24 protein-coding genes, 2 pseudogenes and 1 riboswitch are annotated in these 22,907 nt (G+C 41.6%); of the genes and pseudogenes, 9 read left to right on the top strand and 17 right to left on the bottom strand.

Annotation, left to right across the window (positions count from 1 at the left end):
• The 3 genes and pseudogenes from AC3G2T_RS16080 to AC3G2T_RS16070 all read right to left on the bottom strand — a co-directional run.
• Nucleotides 1-631 (bottom strand): annotated as a pseudogene (locus AC3G2T_RS16080) (hypothetical protein); the annotation flags it as partial.
• Between the two features lie 410 nt (nucleotides 632-1,041).
• A complete protein-coding gene (locus AC3G2T_RS16075) occupies nucleotides 1,042-1,908 on the bottom strand; it encodes a hypothetical protein (protein ID WP_488436130.1) in 867 nt (288 codons plus the stop codon).
• A 148-nt stretch (nucleotides 1,909-2,056) separates the two neighbouring features.
• Entirely contained in the window at nucleotides 2,057-2,803 is a 747-nt protein-coding gene (locus AC3G2T_RS16070) for an MBL fold metallo-hydrolase (RefSeq protein WP_488436129.1), read from the bottom strand.
• 125 nt (nucleotides 2,804-2,928) lie between these two features.
• On the opposite strand from AC3G2T_RS16070, the gene AC3G2T_RS16065 reads away from it, so the two are divergent.
• Together AC3G2T_RS16065 and AC3G2T_RS16060 are read left to right on the top strand one after the other, a co-directional pair.
• Complete coding sequence (locus AC3G2T_RS16065) at nucleotides 2,929-3,357, top strand: Lrp/AsnC family transcriptional regulator (RefSeq protein WP_488436128.1); 429 nt, start codon at nucleotides 2,929-2,931, stop codon at nucleotides 3,355-3,357.
• Nucleotides 3,358-3,415: 58 nt separating this feature from the next.
• Nucleotides 3,416-3,625 (top strand): annotated as a pseudogene (locus tag AC3G2T_RS16060) (VOC family protein); the annotation flags it as partial.
• 12 nt (nucleotides 3,626-3,637) lie between these two features.
• Here the strand turns inward: AC3G2T_RS16060 and AC3G2T_RS16055 are convergent.
• On the bottom strand, nucleotides 3,638-4,075 hold the full coding sequence (locus AC3G2T_RS16055) for a hypothetical protein (RefSeq protein WP_474684254.1): 438 nt from the start codon (nucleotides 4,073-4,075) through the stop codon (nucleotides 3,638-3,640).
• Nucleotides 4,076-4,312: 237 nt separating this feature from the next.
• Complete coding sequence (locus tag AC3G2T_RS16050; protein ID WP_474684253.1) at nucleotides 4,313-4,504, bottom strand: hypothetical protein; 192 nt, start codon at nucleotides 4,502-4,504, stop codon at nucleotides 4,313-4,315.
• A 78-nt stretch (nucleotides 4,505-4,582) separates the two neighbouring features.
• On the opposite strand from AC3G2T_RS16050, the gene AC3G2T_RS16045 reads away from it, so the two are divergent.
• Together AC3G2T_RS16045 and AC3G2T_RS16040 are read left to right on the top strand one after the other, a co-directional pair.
• Nucleotides 4,583-6,904 carry a sensor histidine kinase gene (locus tag AC3G2T_RS16045; protein WP_488436127.1) on the top strand — a complete coding sequence of 774 codons (2,322 nt, stop codon included), beginning with the start codon at nucleotides 4,583-4,585 and terminating at the stop codon, nucleotides 6,902-6,904.
• Between the two features lie 33 nt (nucleotides 6,905-6,937).
• The gene (locus tag AC3G2T_RS16040; RefSeq protein ID WP_488436126.1) at nucleotides 6,938-7,369 is read left to right on the top strand and encodes a hypothetical protein; all 432 of its coding nucleotides are present in this window, start codon (nucleotides 6,938-6,940) and stop codon (nucleotides 7,367-7,369) included.
• Between the two features lie 342 nt (nucleotides 7,370-7,711).
• Here the strand turns inward: AC3G2T_RS16040 and AC3G2T_RS16035 are convergent, their stop codons facing one another.
• Nucleotides 7,712-8,530, bottom strand: a complete 819-nt coding sequence (locus AC3G2T_RS16035; protein WP_488436125.1) for a hypothetical protein — start codon at nucleotides 8,528-8,530, stop codon at nucleotides 7,712-7,714.
• Between the two features lie 471 nt (nucleotides 8,531-9,001).
• Here AC3G2T_RS16035 and AC3G2T_RS16030 point away from each other — a divergent pair, with 471 nt between their 5' ends.
• Nucleotides 9,002-9,124 carry a hypothetical protein gene (locus tag AC3G2T_RS16030; RefSeq protein WP_488436124.1) on the top strand — a complete coding sequence of 41 codons (123 nt, stop codon included), beginning with the start codon at nucleotides 9,002-9,004 and terminating at the stop codon, nucleotides 9,122-9,124.
• A 66-nt stretch (nucleotides 9,125-9,190) separates the two neighbouring features.
• Here the strand turns inward: AC3G2T_RS16030 and AC3G2T_RS16025 are convergent, their stop codons facing one another.
• Nucleotides 9,191-10,549 carry an amidohydrolase family protein gene (locus AC3G2T_RS16025; protein ID WP_488436123.1) on the bottom strand — a complete coding sequence of 453 codons (1,359 nt, stop codon included), beginning with the start codon at nucleotides 10,547-10,549 and terminating at the stop codon, nucleotides 9,191-9,193.
• 291 nt (nucleotides 10,550-10,840) lie between these two features.
• Nucleotides 10,841-10,952, top strand: a riboswitch (cyclic di-GMP riboswitch).
• Between the two features lie 55 nt (nucleotides 10,953-11,007).
• Here AC3G2T_RS16025 and AC3G2T_RS16020 point away from each other — a divergent pair.
• Entirely contained in the window at nucleotides 11,008-11,553 is a 546-nt protein-coding gene (locus tag AC3G2T_RS16020) for an S-layer homology domain-containing protein (RefSeq protein WP_488436122.1), read from the top strand.
• A 559-nt stretch (nucleotides 11,554-12,112) separates the two neighbouring features.
• On the top strand, nucleotides 12,113-12,313 hold the full coding sequence (locus tag AC3G2T_RS16015; protein ID WP_474684245.1) for a hypothetical protein: 201 nt from the start codon (nucleotides 12,113-12,115) through the stop codon (nucleotides 12,311-12,313).
• Nucleotides 12,314-12,391: 78 nt separating this feature from the next.
• Here the strand turns inward: AC3G2T_RS16015 and AC3G2T_RS16010 are convergent, their stop codons facing one another.
• The 9 genes from AC3G2T_RS16010 to AC3G2T_RS15970 all read right to left on the bottom strand — a co-directional run bounded on the left by AC3G2T_RS16010 (nucleotide 12,392) and on the right by AC3G2T_RS15970 (nucleotide 20,903).
• The gene (locus tag AC3G2T_RS16010) at nucleotides 12,392-13,315 is read right to left on the bottom strand and encodes a metal-dependent hydrolase (RefSeq protein ID WP_474684244.1); all 924 of its coding nucleotides are present in this window, start codon (nucleotides 13,313-13,315) and stop codon (nucleotides 12,392-12,394) included.
• An 85-nt stretch (nucleotides 13,316-13,400) separates the two neighbouring features.
• The gene (locus AC3G2T_RS16005) at nucleotides 13,401-14,702 is read right to left on the bottom strand and encodes an ABC transporter substrate-binding protein (RefSeq protein ID WP_474684243.1); all 1,302 of its coding nucleotides are present in this window, start codon (nucleotides 14,700-14,702) and stop codon (nucleotides 13,401-13,403) included.
• A gap of 910 nt (nucleotides 14,703-15,612) precedes the next feature.
• The gene (locus tag AC3G2T_RS16000) at nucleotides 15,613-16,038 is read right to left on the bottom strand and encodes a DUF6941 family protein (protein WP_474684242.1); all 426 of its coding nucleotides are present in this window, start codon (nucleotides 16,036-16,038) and stop codon (nucleotides 15,613-15,615) included.
• 16 nt (nucleotides 16,039-16,054) lie between these two features.
• Nucleotides 16,055-16,471 (bottom strand): hypothetical protein, encoded by a 417-nt coding sequence (locus AC3G2T_RS15995; RefSeq protein WP_488436121.1) that lies wholly within the window; start codon nucleotides 16,469-16,471, stop codon nucleotides 16,055-16,057.
• Complete coding sequence (locus AC3G2T_RS15990; RefSeq protein WP_474684240.1) at nucleotides 16,468-17,010, bottom strand: MauE/DoxX family redox-associated membrane protein; 543 nt, start codon at nucleotides 17,008-17,010, stop codon at nucleotides 16,468-16,470. Before AC3G2T_RS15990 ends, AC3G2T_RS15995 begins: the two co-directional genes overlap by 4 nt.
• Complete coding sequence (locus tag AC3G2T_RS15985) at nucleotides 17,007-17,444, bottom strand: thioredoxin domain-containing protein (protein ID WP_474684239.1); 438 nt, start codon at nucleotides 17,442-17,444, stop codon at nucleotides 17,007-17,009. The genes AC3G2T_RS15990 and AC3G2T_RS15985 overlap by 4 nt, the downstream gene beginning before the upstream one ends.
• Nucleotides 17,445-17,464: 20 nt before the next feature.
• Entirely contained in the window at nucleotides 17,465-19,285 is a 1,821-nt protein-coding gene (locus tag AC3G2T_RS15980; RefSeq protein ID WP_488436120.1) for an ABC transporter ATP-binding protein, read from the bottom strand.
• The gene (locus AC3G2T_RS15975) at nucleotides 19,257-19,751 is read right to left on the bottom strand and encodes a TlpA family protein disulfide reductase (protein WP_488436119.1); all 495 of its coding nucleotides are present in this window, start codon (nucleotides 19,749-19,751) and stop codon (nucleotides 19,257-19,259) included. Before AC3G2T_RS15975 ends, AC3G2T_RS15980 begins: the two co-directional genes overlap by 29 nt.
• A 486-nt stretch (nucleotides 19,752-20,237) precedes the next feature.
• Nucleotides 20,238-20,903: a helix-turn-helix transcriptional regulator gene (locus tag AC3G2T_RS15970; protein WP_488436118.1), complete on the bottom strand. Its 666-nt coding sequence runs from the start codon at nucleotides 20,901-20,903 to the stop codon at nucleotides 20,238-20,240.
• A 177-nt stretch (nucleotides 20,904-21,080) separates the two neighbouring features.
• Between AC3G2T_RS15970 and AC3G2T_RS15965 the strand changes: the two genes are divergently transcribed.
• Both AC3G2T_RS15965 and AC3G2T_RS15960 read left to right on the top strand, forming a co-directional pair.
• On the top strand, nucleotides 21,081-21,278 hold the full coding sequence (locus tag AC3G2T_RS15965) for a hypothetical protein (RefSeq protein ID WP_474684234.1): 198 nt from the start codon (nucleotides 21,081-21,083) through the stop codon (nucleotides 21,276-21,278).
• 125 nt (nucleotides 21,279-21,403) lie between these two features.
• Complete coding sequence (locus tag AC3G2T_RS15960; protein WP_474684233.1) at nucleotides 21,404-21,598, top strand: transposase; 195 nt, start codon at nucleotides 21,404-21,406, stop codon at nucleotides 21,596-21,598.
• A gap of 762 nt (nucleotides 21,599-22,360) precedes the next feature.
• Here AC3G2T_RS15960 and AC3G2T_RS15955 read toward each other — a convergent pair.
• Nucleotides 22,361-22,897 carry a 3'-5' exonuclease gene (locus AC3G2T_RS15955; protein ID WP_488436117.1) on the bottom strand — a complete coding sequence of 179 codons (537 nt, stop codon included), beginning with the start codon at nucleotides 22,895-22,897 and terminating at the stop codon, nucleotides 22,361-22,363.
• Between the last annotated feature and the right edge of the window lie 10 nt (nucleotides 22,898-22,907).

Raw genomic sequence — 22,907 nt, 5'->3', positions numbered from 1 at the left:
CGCCGGCCCGCTGAAAAGCCAGCAGGTCCTTACCCGCCTTATACGGCGTATCCTCCGGCAGACTGACGCTTTTCCCTTGCGGCATGCCAAAAAACAGCTTGGGCCTTGCTTCCAAGATATCACAGACAACGACGCTTTGGAATTGGCTTGCCAGACGCTTCAGCAGTTCCCAGTCCGTCTCCTCGTACTGGATCACCGGCGCTCCGATCGCTGCGCCTTGGCCCACGCTGTACAGCACATCCTGCTGCGGATAGGCTTGCAAAAGCTCCTGGATAAGCGACGGATAGTCCATCGACACATCCTGAAACGTTCGCCGCCGCTTGGCGACATCCAGCATATGCGAACCGGACAGCCCTTCCAGTTCGATGCCGTATATGCCGTTGGCATGCGTCATGTTCACTGCGCTCACAAAGCCCTTGAACAGCGTTGTTTCCCGCTGGCCGTCATATTCGTAGACATGGATCTCATCGCTTGCCGATGCTTGCTGCGCTGCGCTTACGTTGACAACCTCATCTACGATTCCGCGCACGGTCAGCCGTCCATGCTCCCCCGGCTTCCACTCGATTTGCACATCCTCCAGCCGGTGAATTGGGTATGCGGTCTTGACCCGGATCTGTTCAAAGCCTGCCATGGCCCTCACCTCCGTTTCCTTTACTCATCCTGTTGGCCATTGCTAACAAACGTGATGTGGCCTTTGTGACCGCAGACCAGCATCGATTCCGTCGTTAAGGTTGGCTTGCCCTTCACTTTTACCGCTGCCTTCGTTTGGATTCATTATCCAGGATTTTTTCATCTATATTTCATCCCTATTGTTCCATATATTACCTTAATGTGCGAAGTAATTCTGTGAATAATCTAACATTTTTGTCGGACGCCTATTGGCAAAATGCCCCACTCCCTTTCCGCGAAAGGGGGTGGGGCATTTTTACAAAGAGGTGAACGAATGCTCTCTGGAAACAAAATCACCAAGGTATGACGGAAGGCATGTCAATGCGCCCCAGCTTGAGACGATTGCTGCCAAGACCGACAGAGCCTCGTACATCAATCACTGAAGCGACGCCGATCTACTGGAGATTTTTGGCCAAACAGATCCGTTTTGAGCTCAGGGCAGATCTCTCCAATTTTTAAATATTTCCACCCGTCCTCATTCTGAGGTTCATGAGTTAAAACAAGTGTCCATTTCAAAGTTTGATCAAAAATATAGAGGTCTTCAGGAAAATTTTTTTCAAAGTAATGATGAAGCAATATTTCGTACTCCATAGTAAAAACCCAGTCTCTTCCAAGAGCATTCAACACAGGCAGACTCCAGTGGGTATCCCAAAAAAATAGAACGGTTTTAAGCTTTTTCGAGTAACTTTTTAATTCTTCAATACTCACTGCGTTGTATTTTTTCAAATTCTCCCATATATACCCATTTTGAAGACGTTTCATTTCTAACGAACCGACAAAATTAGCAATATAATGATTCTTAAGATCTTGCGATTGTTCGTATGGAAATTTGGATATACTCGTTAAATTCAAACCATTGTTTCTTAATAAAACGTAAACCTGTATAGACCCGGAACTTAAATCGTATTCCTCAATATAAAGAAACGATGTATGATCTACTCTATAGGATGATTGGATTAAAAAATCTCCGACCCCATCATAGCTATTGATATCACATGTGATATATTCTCCGCTTGGGATTCCTGTTTTAATTAGTTCTTCATTAGGATCGAAGAGACTTTTTTCATTAGATGCACATACAAAATGAAATTTACTGTAGTTATATATAGCATATACTTTAGCTTCCATTGCATTGTTTTTATTTTTAAGAGTTGAAATGCAGTAGTTCTTTAGCTCGTCAAAGTCAGGAAATTCCCTGCCATAAAGCTCCAAGTCATCATTAAATTTTATGATCTCCATTTCAAAACAACACCTTATTTATTAGATTTCAATGCTTCTCAGAATACTCTATATTATTATAATAGTTCAACTTCAACGAACAAATGAAAAACACCTGCCGTACTGGATTGTAATTTCCAGTATCGGCAGGTGTTCGCATTACCACAGGTCAAATCCATTCGCCATCCCGGGGGATCGCAACCTGCGGAGAAAGCCCGGATTCATTCAGCTTCACTTGCAAATCGCTTCTCGTGGTGAGACAGTGATTAATGGCGTCCATGTGCACCGCAACGACTTTGGTGTACGGCGCATAGCGGCAAACACTGATCACATCGTCCGCGTTCATCGTAATCGGGTCGCCGACCGTGAACCGGGCTCCGCCCGCATTCACGATAGTCAGCTGCGGCCGGTACGTATCGAGCGCATTTTGCACATCATCGCACCATATCGTATCCCCGGCGATGTAAACGGTCGGCTCGCCCTCAGCCTGGAGAACAAAACCGGATACTTGTCCCATCCGGACGCCAATCTCCCCTGTTCCATGCTGCCCGCTTGTCCGTGACAGGGATACCCCGCCCACGGTGAAGGTGGACGCCACAGCCGTAACCGACTCGAAGCCCGAAGCGGCTATCGTCGATTCATCGCCCGGTTGGCACACAACCGGTATCGATTTGGACAGTGCAGCCGCGGCGGCTTCATCCCAATGATCGGGATGCAGATGCGTAACGATAACGGCGTCCGGCTGGAGCCAAGTCTCAAGCGGGGACGGCAGCGCGACGAGCGGATTGCGCCTTTCATTCGATGTGCCGGGGATAGGCGGATTCGCCTCCTTTTCGCTAAACATCGGATCTATCAAAAAGCGGACTCCCCCATATTCCAGCCAAAGCGTGGCGTGGCGGATCAATTGAAGTTTCATCGTTCAGCACTCCTTAACGTTTGCATCTTAAATCTGTTACAATTATAAAATGTGCCGGAAAATCCGCATACAACCTGGTGAAACGAAAATCCGGCAATTATTTTCAACGTGAAAGGAACTTGCAGATGAGCCAATCAACCATCGATGAAACCGATCTGCGCATTTTGCAATGCTTGCTGGAGGATGCCTCCCGGCCGCATAAGGAAATCGGGCAAATCGTCCATTTAACCGGACAAGCGGTCGGTTCCCGGGTGCGGAAACTGCAGGATCTCGGTGTCATCGAAGGATACACAGTGCGCTGGAATCCCGAAAAAATCGGCCTGCCGGTTCAAGCGTTCGTTACGGTTTTTATGAAATCGAATACTGCTCATCAAGCATTCAACACATTCATACAGCAAAACGGCCAAATCGTCGAAGCCCACCGCGTCAGCGGCGAAGGCTGTTACTGGATACGAGTGCGTGTCGGCTCGCCGGCGGAACTATCCGCGCTGCTCGACGACCTGCTGCAGTTCGGGAACTACAGAATCAGCCTATCGATCGGACAGTTGAAATGAATCATAAAAGCTTGCCCGCTCACGGGATAGGAAGGAAGATCGGAAATGAAGGTCAAACGGATCGCAAGAGGAGATGGGCATCCAAATCAGCTTCGCCTCACAAGGAGGCTCGCATACGTCTGTCGACGATGCCCTTGAGCGCATGAAGCGAGCCGGCTTTCCGATCGAATACGGCCCGGCCGACGAGCCTTGGGTCGTTCGGAGATTTTATGTGCGCGATCCTTTCGGCAAGCTCGTCAGCATTTTGGCCCATGTGCCGTCGAAGTGAGGTTCTGGATAATTACCTTCTCTTCCTGCTGTGTTTAAGTAATTTCATTCTTCTCGAATGGCGCAGCCATGAATAATACGTCTTCAAGTCGCGCAGTTCTATCGTTTTCGCCATGCTTCCGAGGAAGGTAATGACGATCATTTTATGTAAGGGATTGCCGGCGAGATCCGTTTCTTTCTCAACCACAGCAAACTGCACAACCATAAGCAAATCGCCATCGATGACATATACTTCCTCCTCATCGCGGTAATACGGTACGATTTTGCCGTTCTTCAGCCTTTCCCACAAAAACATGCATATTTCTTCAAGTTCGGTTTTTTCGTCGTCTATTCGGGTGCGCCAACGGCTGTGCGCATGATGGGTGATGACAATGTCGACTATTTTTTTATCATCCAATCGAACATAAAATGGCTCATAAGTATTCCAACGGCTCATGTTTTTATCTCTCATCCCTGACTCTCTCCCGATATGATATAAAATGTAATTCTCTCCCATTTATATACCTATAATCATAAAGTTAACTTGTACCGGATTCAGCGCATAAATCACGCCATCGATTCTAAATATGTTTCATCTTTATGAAACATACGTGCGCACAAACCATGCATAAAAATGAAAAAAAGGATTGCATTTAGCCGGGGCTAATTACAATCCTTCTTCTATTTGGTAAAATATTGCTTGAGGGGGTCAATCCCAGTCACAACGAGGTTCTTTTTTCATTCTTGTTACAGGACGATTGAAGGTGCTCATCAGTGCGGAAGACTCTTCTTTCGACAAGGATAGTTCAGCTACAGAAGGACTTTCATTTTCATGCATCTCGACACTTTTCAACATATGTACCGCATTATGCAAATTGGGGGTTAGCTGGATTGTAGGCATAGAGATCACCCCCTTCCGGGACAATTTGTGCTACGTACATAATAATAACAAATAAATGAAGCATGGAGGACGATTATTATGAAAAATAAGTATGTGACCGGGCTATTACTGTCGATGTTTGTCGCCTTGCAGCTTTGGTGTTCGTTCATTACGTTCCATTACCCATATACCGGGATTTACCTTGAGCTAACTCCAAAGCAGCAATGGGTAATCAAAGAATTGGCTCCCCATAGTGCCAGTATAAAGCTTGATCTTCAAGTGGGGGATATTGTCAAGCGAGTAGACGGCAAGCTTCCCAATGAATCTCCTTTCGTTTATAAATGGCGAACAATTGAGCAAGCTCACACGTTGTTAATTTTTAGAGACGGGCGTGAGTATGCAATAGAATTTAACATCAATAGTGCTACCTACTACGATATTGTTCCGATTATCGAAGAAGCAGTGTGCTTATTTATGGCCGTTTTGCTTTTTATAAAAATACGCCACTCTCCATCTGCCAGACTGCTTTCGGCTGTTTTTCTGACCATGGCAATCATTTATATGAGTTTAGGCGCTTCTATTCGAGGAGATGTAATCGGGAAACTTGTAATCACCAGTTTAATGATCTTGTTGCCGATAGTGTTTTATCATTTTCTAGTTGTCTTCTTTAAGGAAAAAGGCGACATTGAATTACCAAAACGAATTTTGACATATATGTATTCATTTGCTGCCATATGCTTCTGCATAAGATGCTTGTACTTCTATCCTTCCATAGCATACACAATTTATCGTTATAGTGGTTCAGTTTCCTTGAGCTTTTTCATAATTGGATTTATTTTCAATATGTGCATTCTAACTTTCCTGTACATCAAAATCCAGAGAGAACAATCCTACGTGTCAAGCATTATCAAGAGCGTATGGCTTTCGTGGTTGTTCTCTTTTTTACCAGTCATCTGCTTCTCCTTTCTTCCACAATTGATTACGCAACATCAAATTTTAAATGCACAATTTACAAGCGGAATTATTTTACTTTTTCCCATCTCTTTTGCATACTTGATTGCTTCCAACCAGCTATATGATTTTGGCCGTATTATCCGGCGGATTTTGTTCGCCGGCCTGCTGGCTGTCGTTCCGGTCAGCTTGCTTACGGGAGTATATGCTTTCTTATTTAGCCAAGTTGTGGATGAGAAGCAAATTCTGTTCATATTTGTTGCTTCTCTGATTATTGTTACATGGGTGCTCTACGCGGCGGAATATTGGACAACACGGTTTGAACCGTTTCTTTTCCCAAGAAAATACGTCTTGCAAACAGCTTTGAAGAAGATTTCCAAAAACCTTGGCACCATTTCCAGCTTCCGCGAATTGAAAGATAGCATACTTGTCGATATTGTGGACACGCTTCAGGTGATGGGGGGAGCCATTGTGTTCCGGTATAAGGACGATACCGAAATCATTAGCGAAGGTGATATGAATACTGCGGAAATTCGGCAGCTGCTCGATTCGTCATCCCTGCTCGATCATCCGCTTTATACTTGCATTGAGATGAATGACCATGAAGAATATACGAGTTATTTGGTAATGACACGCAAAAAGGCGAATACGCTGCTCGGAAAGGAAGAAATCCAATGGCTGCGCCTGATTACATCTTATTTGGAAGTTAGCCTGGAAAATGTTCACTTGGTTCGCAAGCTGACCGCGAGGCTGCAGCAATTGGCTTCCCAACTTCCCCAAGAGGACACGGCGCAAGACATTCAATGGTTCCGCAAGATCATGTTCGAATTGCAGGAGGAGGAACGGATTCGGATTGCTGCCGATCTTCATGATACGACGATGCAAGATCTCTTCTTTCTGAAAAGAAAGTTGACCACTCTGGCGGAGAAGGATGCCACACCCGAAGAAGACCGGGAACAGCTAGACAATATGATTAATTTCGTGGAGTTGATCAATGCCGGTTTGCGCCAAAGCTGTTTTGAGTTAAATCCTCATTTGCTTAAAGAGGTCGGTTTGATTCAAACGCTGACGATGTATATGAAGAAGGAAGCTTTTACGGTTCCTTTTCAACTTGAATTCATTGCTGAGCAGGCTGCTGCCATTGAAACTAAAGATTTGCCGACGAAGCGGCATATTTTTCGAATCGCTCAAGAGCTGCTCAACAATGCGAAAAAGCACTCCCAAGCTTCCAACGTCACTTTCCGGATAACGGAAGCAAACAACAACTTTTGTTTGATTTATGAGGATGACGGTGTGGGGTTTGAAGACAACAAAGTGCGTCGGAAGGAGATCGACTCATCGGGATTGGGAATCGAACAAATGAGGAGCCGAGTCTTGCATGCGGGCGGACATTTGGAGGTCACCACGCAAAAAGGGCTCGGAACGAAATTCATCATTACGATACCGAACGAGGAGGCTATTTCCGCATGATTTCGATTACTGATCACTTGGAAGGTAGAACTAATGGATAATGTAAATAGAAAAAAGGAAATCAAAAAGTACTGGACAAGTCTTATGTATCGATTCGGATACTATCATCCTTACATATACTTTGCAGAAGAATGGAAGGATTTTGAACAATTCTATATTGACACCCAGGAAACATACTTCGAGAAGGCAGTAATTTACTTGAAAGATGAAAATGTGGGATACACGAAAGAAAACTGCTATTGGGGGAACCCAAGGGACCTAAGGGTTCTTTCAACATATTGCGGTCTTACTCTAGGAATAGCTGAATGGGCAAGATTGTTGGGCGTATCACCATCAACCATATCAAAGCGTATTAAAAAACTTGGGCCTGATGAAGCATTTAAAAAATATCACCATGTAATAGAGCTGTACTTGAAAATGGAGAAAGAGAGTGCTGCTACTGATGATAGCATGCCGCGTGATTGATTTATGATTTTCGGAAATTAAGGGAGCTTCGGTTGGGACTATTCATCCTTAATGCTCATGAATGGACTCAAACTGATAAAAAAAGCCCAGCAGCGTACGCTACGGGCTTCTCCTAAGGTACTTGCGTAATAGAAAATAAACGCAAATTTTAACTAACAGTATTACAATTAGCATGATTATGTTTATTCTTAGAGTAGATAGTAGCAATACAGAAATAAACAAAAGTCCGAGATTTTCCTTGGTGAATCTTGAAAATTGAAATTTATAACACCGGTATACTAAAATCAGAATAATAAAAGAATACGCAACTAATGTGAGAAATTCTTTGGAAATATTCATAATTTAAGCCTGCACAATATATGCGTATGCATTTGCAGTATCCCCCTTACAATCCTGAAGGGCGCTATACGCAAAATAAGCAAAGGTTGCTGCTCCTCCTCCTGCGATGGCCCCTAAAATTGTTTCCCAGGTTGCAATTGTAATACCTAATGATACAAGGCAACTTTTTACATTTCTCGTGTATGAGTTATAGTCGTTAGATAATTGATCCACTGAAAGTTTTGCACTGTTAAATAATCTGTTTGAAGTTGAAATATACTTATCTACATGGTTACCAGTAGGAATCGGATACAGTAAAGGTGTATCATAATTGACTGTCATTCCTTCATAACATTTAAATTCATAGTTCTTCCAATCGGAAGAGGAATAATTACATACAGGGCCGTATCCGCCAGTATCCTCAGAAAGTGCGCTCATTTTGAAAGCATTACTATCAGCCATATCGAGTGGTCTGTGCAAATCTTTGTCTGATAATTCTATACCGTTGATATAAAATTTTCTATCTTTTGTGATTTTAAAAACCGTCGTTTTTTGTGAATCAGTATAGATTTTTTCATACTCTTTGCGATTTGGTAGCTGAGAAGATATTTTATACTGTTTCTTTTCAACAACAGTTACTTCTGTTCCAAACTTATCATCTTTTTTTTGAGTAGCGATAGTAATGGTTTGATTACCGATCACTTCACCTTCTGCTGATTTCAAATCAGAAGAGTATATTTCTGTGCCAGGTGTTTTTTCTTGAGAAGAGGCCCACACGGAAGAGGAAGTTGTAATACAAAAAATAAGCGACAAAAGAGCAATGAAAAAAGATTTGAATTTCATTCTAAAACACATCCTTTTAAGTTGAAATTGGATTTGGTCCATCATGGATTTGAAAATTGCAATCAACTTTATTTACTCATTAAAATACCAGCCTTTCTAAATGGAATAATATTACTCAAATACAATACCATTAATCAACTATAATTTCAATATATTACCTATATTAAACCACTTTATGGAAGTTCAATTGATTAATTTCATTAAGGGATTATGACGATTTTGATAATCTCACCAAAGGGGTGATTCCTATGAAGTTTGAATTTATCCAATCTAACGAATACCTGACTACCCATTTGCTCAAGAACTGCTCAACAATGCAAAAAAAACATTTCCAAGCTTCCAAAGTCACTTTCCGGATAACGGAATCAAACAAAAACTTTTGTTTGATTTATGAGGATGACGGCGTGGGATTTGAAGACAACAAAGTGCGTCGGAAGGAGAGTTGACTCATCGGGATTGGGAATCGAACAAATGAGGAGCAGAATCTTGCATGCAGGCGAACAATTGGAGGTCATCACGCAAAAAGGGCTTGGAACGAAATTCATCATTAAGATACCGAACGAGGAGGTTACGAATCATATAAAAATTAGCTAGCCAGCAGCGAATAGCGCAAATAAAAAGCCGGTTTCCAGGACTTGGAGACCGGTTTTTTTAAACAACTCAGCTTGGAGCGTCTGCAGATGTAGAGAACAGGAAATCTCTACTTTCATTTGCGATTTTACGCACGTGATCCAGGTCTGCGTGAAGAAGTTGTCCATGCCGCTTTACCGGACGACCGGAAACAAACACGGAATCAACGTTGGCCGGATTTGCAAATTGCACGACGGCACCGACCGGGTCGGAAACAGGAAACATATTCAAATCCGTCGTCCGAATGAGGATGAGGTCGGCTTCTTTTCCAGGAGTCAAGGTACCGGTTTTCCGGTCTAACCCCAAGGCCTTGGCTCCTGCCAGGGTTGCAAAATTTAATACTTGCCGAGCCTTCAAACTTAATTCGCCGGGCATGTTTTTGGAAGCTAAAATGCTCTGATTCGTTCTCGCCCGCTCCGCCTGAAGCATGAATTTCATTTGCGTAAACATGTCTCCGCCGGTTGAAGTCACCACATCCACGCCAAGGGCAGGAGTCCCGCCGTTCTCAAGAAATAACCCGGTGGCAGGATACCCGTGCCCCATCATCATTTCCACCTCGGGAGTAACGGATATCGACGCTCCTGAATCTGCGAGCATTTTGTACTCGTCATAACCCATTGTATTTGCATGAACCATATTTAAATCAGGGCCAAGCAAACCGGCTTTACATAGCTTTTCAACGGATCGGTCATCCGGCCCCCAACTGCCAAAACCAATATGCATGGAACATACCGCACCCAGTTCTCTGGCAAGCTCGATTTCCTGAACCGATGTATCCCAGTGACTAAATTCCGGTCCTCTAATGGCTAACCCCATCGTTAATAATTGATCATCGGAGGAAAAATACTGCTGTTTTACGCGGCGCACATCGTCAGTAACCATTTTTTTGCTATCACGGTTCCAATATTCGGTTTCACCGGAGGCTCCGTACGCGAACACGGCACGAATGCCGGAATGCTGCAAGCCGCGAATCAATTCGTCCGCATGATCGGGAGAATAAATCATCGTCCAATCCAAAAGAGTGGTTACGCCGGCATTGAGCGCTTCCAAAGCTCCCAACAGGTTAGCGGCATAACAATCCGCGGGCCGCAGCCTGCTTCCAAACCCGCCATAATAAATGTTTTGCAAATAGGTAGGCAACGACCAGTCGGTGCCTATAGTTCGCACCAAAGATTCCCAAACGTGCCGATGGGTATCCACCAATCCCGGCATGACAATCATATCCGTTGCGTCGACCATTTCACAATCCGATACTTCGAGATCTTCTTGAATCGTTGCAATGACAGAGTCTTCTACTAAAATGTCCGCTTTCTTAAAATCCCCTAAAGATTTGTCCATCGTCAAAACGCAGCCGTTTTTAATTAAGTAACGTCTACTCAACCTTCCCATCTCCTTTGACAAATGAATGGATTTTACAAAAGTGATGATGAAAAACGAATTTACATCTAATGCTTACAAAGAAAATATTACATAATTTAACATATTTGGTCAAGACTTAATTATGACACTTGCTCAAACGTAGCTCTAAGCTATGATGAAGAAAGAAAAAGATCGGCGCGTGTTCAAGTAGGTGCAAGAAATAAATATTTTGTGGAAATATGTTAGATTATGGGTTAATATGGGACTTGTATTAAATCTTATGTACTATTTTTATAGTTTTAAATGCCTATGAACCAACTGAACACGAAAAGGCAAACCTGTTCGAAAGACAGGGACGCAAAGCCACGGGCCTACTTCTACGAGGGATATGTCGTAAGACATTTTTCGGAGAAACGGCAGCCGGGTTGCCGAAATCGGTTGGTTTTTTGATTTGAGAAAAGTAAATTCATTCCTTTGGGGGTATACAAATGAAAGTATATTGGATTGCATCACTAGTAACTGCCGCACTACTCGGAACTTCCATTCACGCTGCCGGGGCCGATTCTACCACTGCTGCGCCGGGAACAAAAGCGATAACTACCGCCGGTACGGCTTCCACAGGCAGCTTCAGCGACACGAAAGGACATTGGGCGGAAACGACCATCGCTGGAGCCATTCAAAAAGGCTATGTCGACGGCTATCAAGACCATTCTTTCAAACCGAACGAAAAAGTGACGCGCGCCGAGTTTATCAAAATGGTCGATACCGCGCTTCATCTTTCGGTTTCCGGCACCGCCAGCGGCAGTGACTGGTATTTGCCATACATTAACGCGGCGGTCACCGCGGGGATTCATGAGTGGAGCGACTTCACGAGCGGGGATTGGAATACGCCGATGACGCGTCAAGAAATGGCGCGCATAGCGGTTCGGGCGGCTACTGGCGACAAGAACTTGGATGACAAGAAGTGGATGTACCTTGCGACGAAAGCCGGGCTGATCACCGGCCTGGACGATAGCGGCACACTAGATCGATGAGGTTTATTTTGTTTGCTTCGATGATGAGAATTTTGATATATATCGTAATAAGCTCGATAAGTATTAGGAAAATTTCCCACTAGCTGCAGTGAAGTCTTTTTTTTTGAATTACAGGAGTTGATCTAAAAATGGAGGATGCCCTACCACTTCAACCAAACGATATTAACGACGATCTGGCTCTTTCAATTGTAAGGGCCGTCCTAGATGACTTACAGGGTAGATACGGACTTGATCGAATGATTCTAGGTGGTTCTGACCGAGACGATCAAGAGACCCTCATTTCCATGTTTGAGCATTGGAGGAAATTGGTTTCCCAAAAGCTTTATTTATAGGGATTGATCACGGAAGAATTTAAAGCAAAGACCATTTGATTTGTTAAAAATATGCCATTCTATATTCCCGTTAACATAATCAAATTCCCATGTAAATTCGATCATTTTTCTCCATAAACTTCTTTCTACCTTCACTAATCTCACTGAATACTCATACGGGTCAAAATTTATAAAATTTAATTCGTCCCATTTTTTTCAATTTCATGGAATTTTTCTTAAGAGGTGCTGTGGGGGAAGGTTACGTTCAGCAGGATCACCGCGAGGCGATAGCGCAAGCGCTGCACGAAGCGGGCGACGACTGTGACGCTTGCGTGCTCATTCTGAGCAATGTGCGTGAGAAATATCAAGTATGGAACGGCGTGAAGATTCCTTTCGACGATGCCGAGGTTGCGAGAGAAATCATAGCAGGCATGCGAGCTTATGAATAGTTCTCATGCGCAAGCCGGGCGGCTTCAGACTGCAGTCCAGAGTTTACGACCCTGGACAGTTACAATAGGAAACTTGAGTTAGTCGTGTCTTATAACTTTAATCCACTTGTCATTAATAAATTGAAATACTTCCATCTGATCTGGGCTACCGGCATAAATAAACTTTCCTTGTGGAGTATTTTTGTAGTAAAGTACCGGTAAATATTTTTCATTATCCAAAGTGCTCTCCCGGTAGATCGTACTATAAGCTTCTTTTACAATTCCCGGTTTCGAAAAGATAACATTAAATTGTGTGTCTACGGCATTTCCGAATAGCGACACCGTCCCCTTGATAACCCTATATTCTCCTACAACATCAAATGACCAATATAGCCAATTCATCGGATTGTACTTATTAAATAAATTCGTTGTTCGAGGACTAACCTGATATTGAGTAGAAGTTTGATCTTCGTATAGTGTCCTTATCATTGCATCGGTGTTCCATTTGGAATAACTCCTTAATCCCAGATAGCCAAATACAAAGACCAATAGCAAATACAACATTCTCTTGCCTCCGGGTCTAAACAATACAAAGAGCAGTCCTATTAAAAGTGGCACCCATATCCAAGGATCTCCCAGATAGATAATATTCGCACTAAAACCTTCAACATATAATGGGTATAGTAAAGGGGTTTCATGCCCAAGATAGTCCATGAATAAGTGCCCAGTAATTAATGCGGCAATGAATGAAAACCATAACTTAATAAAATTGTATTGCTTCAAAAAGCCGTAAGCAAGGACTGTAAAGGGGAGAAGATAAATGGGAGCGAATATAATCGAATGGCTCCATAACAGAACAGTACGATACCCAAACAAATCAGGCAGGATCCCCACGATACTGCCTGATGTCACAATAAAGACTGCATTATATTTGGTTAAGGCCAGACCAGACTTACTAAGTAAAAGATATACAATAATCGTGCTTAGGACAATATGAGTTAGTAAGTGTCCTAATAAGTCCATAATCTCCTCCCACCTCATTCCTCACATCAGCTACTTAGCCCTACTTACTCTTGTGTCCTTTGTCGATTCTCTTCCTCATTCGATATCATTTCGGATTGGCTTCTTGTTTGATAAATGAATTGGCTTTTTCCCGCAAAACTTTGACAGCACGATCACTCGTAGTACTTCCTCTGACGATATTACGAATCTCCTCTTGAACCGCTAAGTTGAAGGAACTCATGAAGGACAAAGGATAATTAGTAGCGGTATACGTTCTTGAGTCAAATTTAAGCTCGTAAAACGGTTTTAGCGAATGTCCATATTTCTCCTTTGAATATTCTGTTCTTGTTAGCAGATTTTGATTTGATTTCGATTTGACCTTGGCTACTTCTTCACTATTGATAAATTTCACTATTTCCCATGCTGCTTCCTTAGATGAAGAATTGGAATTAACAGAAAACATAATATTAGGATACAACATATAGCTTGAATCGCGCAAATTAGGGTCAACCGGAAAACTCACAATTCCCACATCAATCTTTTTGTTTTGCACTCGATCCAACAAAACTTCTGAATCTACCGTCATTGCAGCTTTGCCATCAGCAAATAGATCTATAAAGCCGGGAGTAGGCTCCCCTGGTTTATTGATTTGGGGATAGTAAATGGACTTGGATCTGAATCCCTCAGCCAGCAGTTCCATCGCCTTACTCCATTCCGTCGCATTCTCCATGACTTCTAGAGGATTCTTAGGCTCTTGTCCAAGAATACTTATTCCTTTTGTTCTCCCAATCATGTCCAACATGGAGTATGTAGAGAAAACCGATGAAAATCCGTAGATGCCTTTTTCATTGCCGGTGAACCTTTTGGCTAAATCAAAAACATCTTCCCAGGTCATTTGATTATGCGGATATTGGACTCCGAAAGAATCAAAAATCTGTTTATTGTAATAAAGAACAAAACTAGTGAATGTTGGCGCCAATCCATATATTTTATGAGTTTCTCTGTCTCTTAAAATCGAAATAACACTTTGCTGCATGTTCTCGATATCAAATTTGTCCCGCGTAATCCATGAATCCAACTCCATCAATAAGCCCTTATCGATATAATTCATATATTCGTCGTAATTTCTTATCATAATTACATCAACTTGTTCCTGATTAATGAGTTTTACTAGATCTTCTTTAGGATTTTTGGACTTCATCACGATATCATTCATGGGGATTACTTCGAAGTCAAGATCTTTGTATTTGGATTGAATCAGATTGCCGTACTCGTCGTTAAACATATCCCTGCTAAAATAAAGTATCTTCACTTTGCCTTCGACTTGAGAAACCGGCTTACTGGTGCAACTAGTACAGACAGCGATAAGAAGAGTGATCTTAAGTAAAGCTCGAACTAAGTTCTTCATTATAAGTCCCCTTGTATAATCATATTTGCAGGATCATTTTGTTCTTTTCCCAGATAGTCCGGACAACTGAAAAGGAATAATGTGAGTTTCCAGCTAGTGCTGGGGCGGCCGACGTAGCCGAAACTGGACCGGATCTTGGTGGAGTTGCCTGCTGGATCGAGCTTCGGCTTTCTCATTCCGCTTAACCCGCTTTATCCTGTATTTCCCGATTCCCTTCGAATAAGGGAGACGGAGCAACAAATGGTTTCATGCTATTGGTAGGCCGCTTGTCGTCTGCCCTTCTTTGCCATGTGCTCTTTGACATTTCCATATCCGCGGCTGCCGAGCGGGCGGTGCCCCGTTGCTTTTGCGCGGCTGCTCAAGAATTCTCAGACCTGCTTGTGGAACAATGAGATCAACAAGCACCTCTCAGGAGGTTTCTCCCTCTCCTTGCGGACCGAAAGGTACTGCTGTGAAAAACCTGTTATCCGGGATCCATCACTCATGTTCTAACCGCTGAATGCGCCTCCACATCGTCCGGGGCGTAGCATCCATCAATTTTCGGACGCTACGGACGAGTGCTTATAACGAGGCTGAAGTCGGTGGTTTCCACGGGCACCAAGGTCTGATTTTTGCTTGACAACATGACAAGGCCATGGCGGATCCAGACAACATCTCTCTAGTGACCACGCTCAGCGTCATCCAGCATCTCGAATCCGGGGTAAAGAAGTTGGATCGGGAGATCGCGAAGATCATGTGCGACCGGTAACAAGTACCTGCCGCTACTACCAGATTCAAGCGGCGGACGCGGTTCGCAAGCATGATTCGGAGTACGGTGCGTTTTACCAGAAGAAGTTCGACGAAGTTCCGAAGCACAAGAATAAACGCGCATTCGTCCTTTTCAGACTAACATTTTTCCAATTTCCCCAATTCAAATACTTGACATTACACCGCTAGGCTCGTCAACAATAGACTCGTCTTTCAAACCCACATAGATGGGGTATACATTCAATAAAGTACCATCCACATATAGTTCAATCAAGAGATTGCCTGTCTTGCACAAAACAGTAGTAAGCTTAATACAAATATCTAGACCTGGAACGCGCTCCTCGCTTCTAGGATTATACTGTGTAATAGCCTCCGATTTAACTACTGTCTCTCCTTCTTCATCTTTAATAAATATTTGAATTTCCACAGGAGACACATCTGGGATAAAAGCCACCTTCGTTAATAAATTGAATTGATAAACACTCGGAAGCACATCAAGTTCGATTGAATTCAAAACTTGGTCCAACCTGAACAATTTTTCAGATTCTTGAAAAGTAGCTTTATTCGACAAAATGATTTGTCCAAACATGGTATATTCACTCCCTTTATGTTAATGAATTGTATTTGATAATTCCTAAATCCCCAATTATTGTTTGAAAACTGATGCATACCGGTTGAATGGAAACACCCATTAGTTGCGATAGTTGGCCATCTTCATCTTTAATTAAAGAGATGTTATTAGAATAAGCTCTTTTCAGTGCGTTAACTTTCCAATCAGGGCCTTGCATAATTACAATTACAGAAATTCCAGAATACTCCTTTATCATTTTATCTATTATCTCTTTGTTTCTTTCATTGGCAAAATGAAGGAAAATAAATACCCCTTTCTTCGATGTTTTTCTTACAGATTCTTGGCCACTTTGCAAAAGATTCATAAACAGCAAAGTGTTTTTTCTGCACTTGAGAAAATAGATCCAACTTACCATGATCAGCCAAGATAGCAAGAAGTATATTACCATCATAAATTATTCCTTAACTTTTCCGAGATCGTGTTTTTATAACGAAGCATTATCATGAATTCTTTCCATAGCTGAATGATCAAAGCTCCCGTTATAAGCACCAAAGTTAATTTCCAAGATACTAAATACAAATGATAATCATATTTGGGAGTAAGAACTCCAGTTATGGAGGCTGTTGTAAGGACTAGATTTCGTATAATGGAATAGTCAACATTTGTTTTCTTCGTGCTGGACCCAAAGCAACTGCAAGCAACTTGAATATTTTGACGCTTTGCATTCGCAAATAACGCCAAAAAAGAGATCATAAGCAAAGAAGACCCTATGAACGCGAGGCGAGGATGTAAATACTCAATAAAGCTGAAACCAAGAATGAGTTCAGCAGTAATAACAAGACATCCAATGGCTTTAGAATAGCGCTCGTTGATAATTCCGAAACTATTAATAGAAATAATAAATTGAATGAATGACACCAGTTTGGCTACAGCACTCATCAAATACATTGTTCCTAGGCCGAATCCTATCCAAAATGCAAATAAACTCATAAAACGATCCCTTCAGTTCGTAGCACTTTGCCGAAATCATCTTTGTTGTAAATAAAACCTTTAGACCGTACTTTTCCGTCCAAATCTATATTGATGACAAAAGGGTGGTGAGACACTTTGAATAATTCAAACATCTGCGCCGAGGTCAACTGAACCATTGGGAAATCCCAAAGAAAATAATCTCTCAGCTCTATCAAATCTTCATGATCTCCATCAATAAATAGGATAATTTCGTGCTCGGTTTCCTTTCTTATATTTGAAATATCGGGCATTAAGTCGATACAATTCGGACAGTATACGGATAAAAAGAACAACGATTTTTTAAAGTTTGACACTTCGAGCACATATTCATTTCCATCAATACCTTTCAATCTCACGTTCGTTATCCGGGAACCTACCTCAAGCCCCGTGTTTTTTATAAGTTTTTGCGTCATCAATATCACCTTCGTACTTATTATTGATACATTTCCTTTTGTAAACTCCATATTTCATAATATTCATTCCTAGCTTGGAGTAGTTCCCTATGATGGCCTTGTTCAATAATTTCGCCATTCTTCATATAGATAACGCGGTCTACCTTGCTCGCAATCCCTACTCGGTGTGAGACGATTATCACCGTTTTTTCCTTAGTCATTGTAAGTATGTTATCCATTATATCCACCTCGCTGCGAGGATCCAGCGCTGACGTCGGCTCATCCAGTACAAAAAGGTCAAGATCTCTGAATAATAACCGGGCAATTGCAAGCTTCTGCCATTGTCCTCCCGATAATTCAAGCCCTTTGTCGAAAATATCGCCTAATGGAGTGTCAAGCCCTTGAGGCAGCTTATATAATTTAGAAAGATTCAATGATTCCAATAAGGGATTTAGATCTTGATCATTTGCTGTAGTGCCATTTATGCAAATATTTTCGCGAATAGTCATTTTATATTTCATAAAATCTTGAAAAATAGCTCCGCAGCGCTTCCACATAGACACTTTATCTACACTTTGCAAATCAACTCCATCGATAAAAACCGTATTGGGTTTAGTTTCATACAAACCCAGCATTATTTTAACTAATGTCGATTTACCTGCAGCATTATCCCCTAAAAACAATATTTTCTCTCCACGCTTGATTTCAAGATCAATACTCTTTAAGGCCGGCTCATTAGATTCGGGATATGTAAAACTTAGGTTTTCAATCGATATTTTCTCCTTTAGCTGAAAAGTGTGTTTAGGCTCCTGATTTATCGATTGTGATGTAGCGGCGACCTTGTGATATTCGCTTACATACCTTACATTTTCAATTAGTTGCTTCACGTCGAATATACAAGAAACGATATTTCGATCAGCCAGTACTGCAGCCAAAGATAGGGAAACATAATCGCCGATAGTCATATTTCCTTTGTTGATTAAATATACAATCAGACCAAAAACAGCAACCTTACTAGCAAGGGTTACCAGAGAACTTATGCCTGTTGGAATTAAATTCAACTTAGTTGCCCCTAAGGTTAATTCCAACAGAACATGTCTCGCATTCAACCATTTTTTATAAAAATAAGAGAAGGCCTGAAATAGCAATATTTCTTTCTGTGCATCTTTACGTTTCAATATACCAGTGTAATATTCACTGACGTTAAATTTTCGAGCTGATTCTATATTAAAGTTAACAAGAGGCTCTATAATTCGATATACTACCAGCCCTCGAAAGAAAGAAAATCCGAGAATTATCACTGCAAACATATAATGATGCTGTGTAATAAGATAAAGTGAAACAGCTGCAGTTAAAGCTGACTGTAAACTTTCCATAATAGATCGAAAAGTTGCTTCCAGCTTGGAAAGCCCCAGTGACCATACCTGTAAATTATTCAGAAAGGACGGGTGTTCTCGATCGATTAATGGCATTCCGCTTATAATGGTAAGAATTTTATCTTCTTTGTATATATTGAAGTCTTCACTCCATTTTTGAAAAAAATATCTAGTGATAAGCCCCGATACTTCCTCGATAAACTCTAAAGTTAGTAATATGACAACAAATATCATTGCCTGTTTAAACTGTGATGCTGTCAAATTATCGATTATGTATTTATTAATATATACCGTTAGGTTTGCTTGAAAAGCAAAATAGAAAGTCGTGAAGACCGTGATAATGACATACTGCGGCTTGTATTTCCAAATAAATGAGATTGAGTAGATTATTAATGACAGTATAGATGAAGCTTTGTTGATTATACGAGAGAAGGAAATTTTTTTTTTCATAAGCTGCTTATTTAGTTTTCCAGTTATAGAAAACATTAAGTAAAGGCCACATTTTCTCTTCAAGCGAAACGATATCATTATAAAAATTACCGCAGGAGATGACTTGTCCCTTTTTGTTTAGCACGATGACGAAAGGGATTAGGTCGAACTTAAAAACCCGTCTAATCTCAGTAAGATCTGAAGCTACAACCGAAAACCTGAAGGAATGCTTACTTAGAACATTATCTATCGATATTGAAGTACCACTTAAAAACATAAAATACGAAAAGGCCGGATACTTTTGAACAATTTCTTCTATTGCTTCATATCGGCATGCCCCACAACCCTCACTCATTACAAAAATGACAGTTCCACACGGTTGATGGGCTACCCATTCAAAATCAATCGGGTCTTGACCTTCAAAAGCTCTAAGTTTCAACGGATACTGAAATCCGATCTCATAGGACCATTGAACCGGAGTTTTTAGAAATTTACTTCGTAAGTTTCTCTGTTCTACGAACATATATCTTCACCTCAAACCATCCTAGTAGAAAGGCGCTCGATAAGAGCGCCCCTCCCAATTCATGACAGTTACTAATACTTGATTAGCACTTGCCTTCAAACTCTGTTTTGCAATACTGATTAGTGCCATCATAGCAAACGCTGTAAACATGGCGATACCATTGTTTACGATCAGCGTGGCAATAATATTTTTTAACTCCATTTTGTTCAGGCGGGTCGTATGCCCAACCTGAAGCTCCACCAGGACATGTAACTTGGCACATAGAATAAAACCTCCATTTAAATGAGTTCGAATATTGGAACGTTGTAGAAGAGGTTCTCGGCTTTTGATTTACGGTCTAACAGTAATGTACCTATTCCATGGATATGCGCGCATTAGGTTACCTTACTCTCTTGGACTATAAAACTCTGCTTCGAAATATAGATACATCAAGCCCCTCTTCCCATAAATATCATATCATACCCATATTTTGTGTCAATCACCCAGTTATGGTATTTTACGATTGCTCTCTAACTTTTTTATTAGATCAATTTTATTCCTCACACCCACTTTGGAATATATTTTTTTAAGATGTGTGCGTACGGTCTCGACAGAAATGCACAGTTGAACTGCAATTTCTTTTATCGGTATGTTCTCATACAATAATTGGGCGATAACTACCTCTTTTTTTGTCAGTTTATATGTATGGAGTCTAGTACATACCCCCTGTTCAATTTCATTAGATGCTACTAATTTCTCTATACTTTTAGCTAAAGTTCTCAACATCATTGTCAAGATGTGCTCTTGATCCTTTGATTCATATGCTAGGCAGATATACAACTCTTGGGAGTCTAACAAAATAGGGCAGCATTGCAATACCCACCCCGCTCTGCTCTCTTTTTGACCTACGAACGCTCTAGTCGATAGTTGACCATCCGCCATGTTAATTGCTTTATATTGTTCCAGTGTATACTTTTTTTTTATTAGCAAGTCCTGGCCAATAATCCCATGAGTTGGGTATACTGTGTTGTCGTATACTAGATCACCCTTTCCATTTATAATCAGAAATAAATATTCACCATCTACTTCTTGGTAGTTCTCTATTATTTCGTTAATAAACAAATTAATGTATTGATAAGTGTTCAAAGAGTCTCTAGAATCAAATGATAACATTGTATCCCTACCCCAATTTATTAATTAAATTAAAGAAAGAAGATCACCAATAACATTATTAATTAAGTTTTATACGACATAAATATAGAGGCTGCGTCGCTATAGTCCATGGCTGAGGTCTGTTTAATGGAGGTATTGTCAATACTGCCGAGTAAGAACATTACTAGGGCGGGATGAATGATGTGGACCTCATTAAGCAGCAAGGATAATCTGATTTACGAAATGTTTAAAATAGCGCTCCAGATTGAGGAACCGTGGAAATTAATGCACGTGGAATTCGACGACAAGGAAGACGCCTGGCACTTGTTTATCGACTTCGAATGCGGATCGACGTTTGCTTGTCCGGTTTGCGGAGCCGACTGTACCGGCTGGTGAACGAAGCCGTGGACGATGTGCGAATCACCGAGCAAAGCAAACACCGGAACTCAAGCACACGAAATACATTTGGCTTAAGAACGAGTTAAACTTAAAAGCAGAGCAGAAGGAAACGCTGACGCGGGTTGAAAGATAGCAACCTGCAGACGGGCCGCGCGTATCGCTTAAAGCTGGCGATGCAGGATTTCTGGACGACGCCGCATATTCTCGCGGATGTGTACCTTCGGGAGTGGATTGGTTGGGCGAATCGGTCACAGCTTACACCTATTGTGGATCTGGCGAAAACGATAAAGAGGAACGAGGAAGGCATCTTACGATAGTTCCACAGCAAAATGACCAATGGCTTTTGGAGGGCATTAACGGCCTCGTCCAAGCGGCCAAGCGCAGAGCGCGTGGCTAACGCGACGTCGAGAATTTGATCGCCATGGTGTACATGACGGCCAATAAGCTTCGTTTGCCCGTGCTTGAAGCACGGCGGTCACATTAACCATATACCCAGACACGAAAAAAGAACTGGCAACAGCACGGAGCCACGCATCGCTCACATCTGTACCAATTCCCTTTTCCAGCAACAAGTCTGTCCATTTAGGCACCTTTTTATGCTACAACAGAAGGTGAATGCGGAGCGAAGCATCTATACCAATTCCCTTGTCCGATTTTAAACATATCGCTCTATCTAGGTGGTGATTACCCACCTAATAGAGCGAAGAGACAAATAAAGATAATCACTCTCCTTTAATTTCATACTTTTACTATATAAATTATTATATACAATAAATGGCGAATAAATGCAATATCTACCGAATTCACCATCAATTAAAGTGGCTGATGACAATATACGAGTTATTTGCATTTACCAACTTAAATAAAAGGCACTATTGACGATTGCATATCTTTTAAATAAACAAGTGCTCGATAATCTCTATTTGGGTTGCCTAAAATGCAGCGAAATCATGGGCGGCAAATTAAAACATGGTGTATTTAATTCTATTTTAGAAGTTGCTTAGGAACGGGGAATATGGCTATTTTACAGACTCTCCTATCATTCCCGCTAGCTCAAGTTACTGTCGAACCAAGGAATTCTATTCAAATTTTAATCTATCAAAAATGTTCACGAAAATTTTTGCAATGTTTCGGGCATCGTCAATTCCTCTATGATGAGTGCCTTCATGTACAATGCCCAGTTGTTGCAAGGCATGCCCCATGCCTACTCCCTTTTCAACTCCGATCATTTTCCCGTGCTGATGTTTGATGCTGATATGCTTGTTCGTCCACCCGGCATTGATTTTGTTCAATTCACAATCCTTTTTCAGCTGAGTTTTATCGTAAAATCCCCACGAACAAAGAAAGTAGTCTTCTTTCCCGATCCAATCCCGAAAAGCCTCCGCCGCTTGCGGAAAATATGGCGCTGCAGCGACATTTTCCTGTTGTATGGAGGTAAGTTTTTTGCAAAAATCCGAGAGAACGGGATTTAATTTGGGCTTAATGAAAATTTGAAATTCATCAATAATGTGCAAGTTTTCATTAATTTTTACCGCACCGATTTCAATAATTTCGTTTTGCTTCATTCTGTCATTTTCCCAACATGTAGCTTCCAAATCAAATACGATGTAATTCATTTTCTCCTCC

Source organism: Paenibacillus sp. sgz302191 (assembly GCF_057749925.1).
This window is presented reverse-complemented; position numbering and strand designations above follow the sequence as displayed.

Coding starts and splice junctions, on each gene's coding strand:
- AC3G2T_RS16010 (WP_474684244.1), bottom strand. CDS start 13,315: ATGGACTTATTAGGACACTTACTAACTCATATTGTCCTAAGCACGATT.
- AC3G2T_RS16005 (WP_474684243.1), bottom strand. CDS start 14,702: ATGAAGAACTTAGTTCGAGCTTTACTTAAGATCACTCTTCTTATCGCT.
- AC3G2T_RS16075 (WP_488436130.1), bottom strand. CDS start 1,908: ATGGAGATCATAAAATTTAATGATGACTTGGAGCTTTATGGCAGGGAA.
- AC3G2T_RS16040 (WP_488436126.1), top strand. CDS start 6,938: ATGGATAATGTAAATAGAAAAAAGGAAATCAAAAAGTACTGGACAAGT.
- AC3G2T_RS16070 (WP_488436129.1), bottom strand. CDS start 2,803: ATGAAACTTCAATTGATCCGCCACGCCACGCTTTGGCTGGAATATGGG.
- AC3G2T_RS15965 (WP_474684234.1), top strand. CDS start 21,081: ATGATGTGGACCTCATTAAGCAGCAAGGATAATCTGATTTACGAAATG.
- AC3G2T_RS16030 (WP_488436124.1), top strand. CDS start 9,002: ATGAGGAGCAGAATCTTGCATGCAGGCGAACAATTGGAGGTCATCACG.
- AC3G2T_RS16045 (WP_488436127.1), top strand. CDS start 4,583: ATGAAAAATAAGTATGTGACCGGGCTATTACTGTCGATGTTTGTCGCC.
- AC3G2T_RS16020 (WP_488436122.1), top strand. CDS start 11,008: ATGAAAGTATATTGGATTGCATCACTAGTAACTGCCGCACTACTCGGA.
- AC3G2T_RS15985 (WP_474684239.1), bottom strand. CDS start 17,444: ATGACGCAAAAACTTATAAAAAACACGGGGCTTGAGGTAGGTTCCCGG.
- AC3G2T_RS16035 (WP_488436125.1), bottom strand. CDS start 8,530: ATGAAATTCAAATCTTTTTTCATTGCTCTTTTGTCGCTTATTTTTTGT.
- AC3G2T_RS15955 (WP_488436117.1), bottom strand. CDS start 22,897: ATGAATTACATCGTATTTGATTTGGAAGCTACATGTTGGGAAAATGAC.
- AC3G2T_RS15975 (WP_488436119.1), bottom strand. CDS start 19,751: ATGTTCGTAGAACAGAGAAACTTACGAAGTAAATTTCTAAAAACTCCG.
- AC3G2T_RS15980 (WP_488436120.1), bottom strand. CDS start 19,285: ATGTTTTCTATAACTGGAAAACTAAATAAGCAGCTTATGAAAAAAAAA.
- AC3G2T_RS16000 (WP_474684242.1), bottom strand. CDS start 16,038: ATGTTTGGACAAATCATTTTGTCGAATAAAGCTACTTTTCAAGAATCT.
- AC3G2T_RS15990 (WP_474684240.1), bottom strand. CDS start 17,010: ATGAGTTTATTTGCATTTTGGATAGGATTCGGCCTAGGAACAATGTAT.
- AC3G2T_RS15995 (WP_488436121.1), bottom strand. CDS start 16,471: ATGATGGTAATATACTTCTTGCTATCTTGGCTGATCATGGTAAGTTGG.
- AC3G2T_RS15970 (WP_488436118.1), bottom strand. CDS start 20,903: ATGTTATCATTTGATTCTAGAGACTCTTTGAACACTTATCAATACATT.
- AC3G2T_RS16050 (WP_474684253.1), bottom strand. CDS start 4,504: ATGCCTACAATCCAGCTAACCCCCAATTTGCATAATGCGGTACATATG.
- AC3G2T_RS16055 (WP_474684254.1), bottom strand. CDS start 4,075: ATGAGAGATAAAAACATGAGCCGTTGGAATACTTATGAGCCATTTTAT.
- AC3G2T_RS16025 (WP_488436123.1), bottom strand. CDS start 10,549: ATGGGAAGGTTGAGTAGACGTTACTTAATTAAAAACGGCTGCGTTTTG.
- AC3G2T_RS16065 (WP_488436128.1), top strand. CDS start 2,929: ATGAGCCAATCAACCATCGATGAAACCGATCTGCGCATTTTGCAATGC.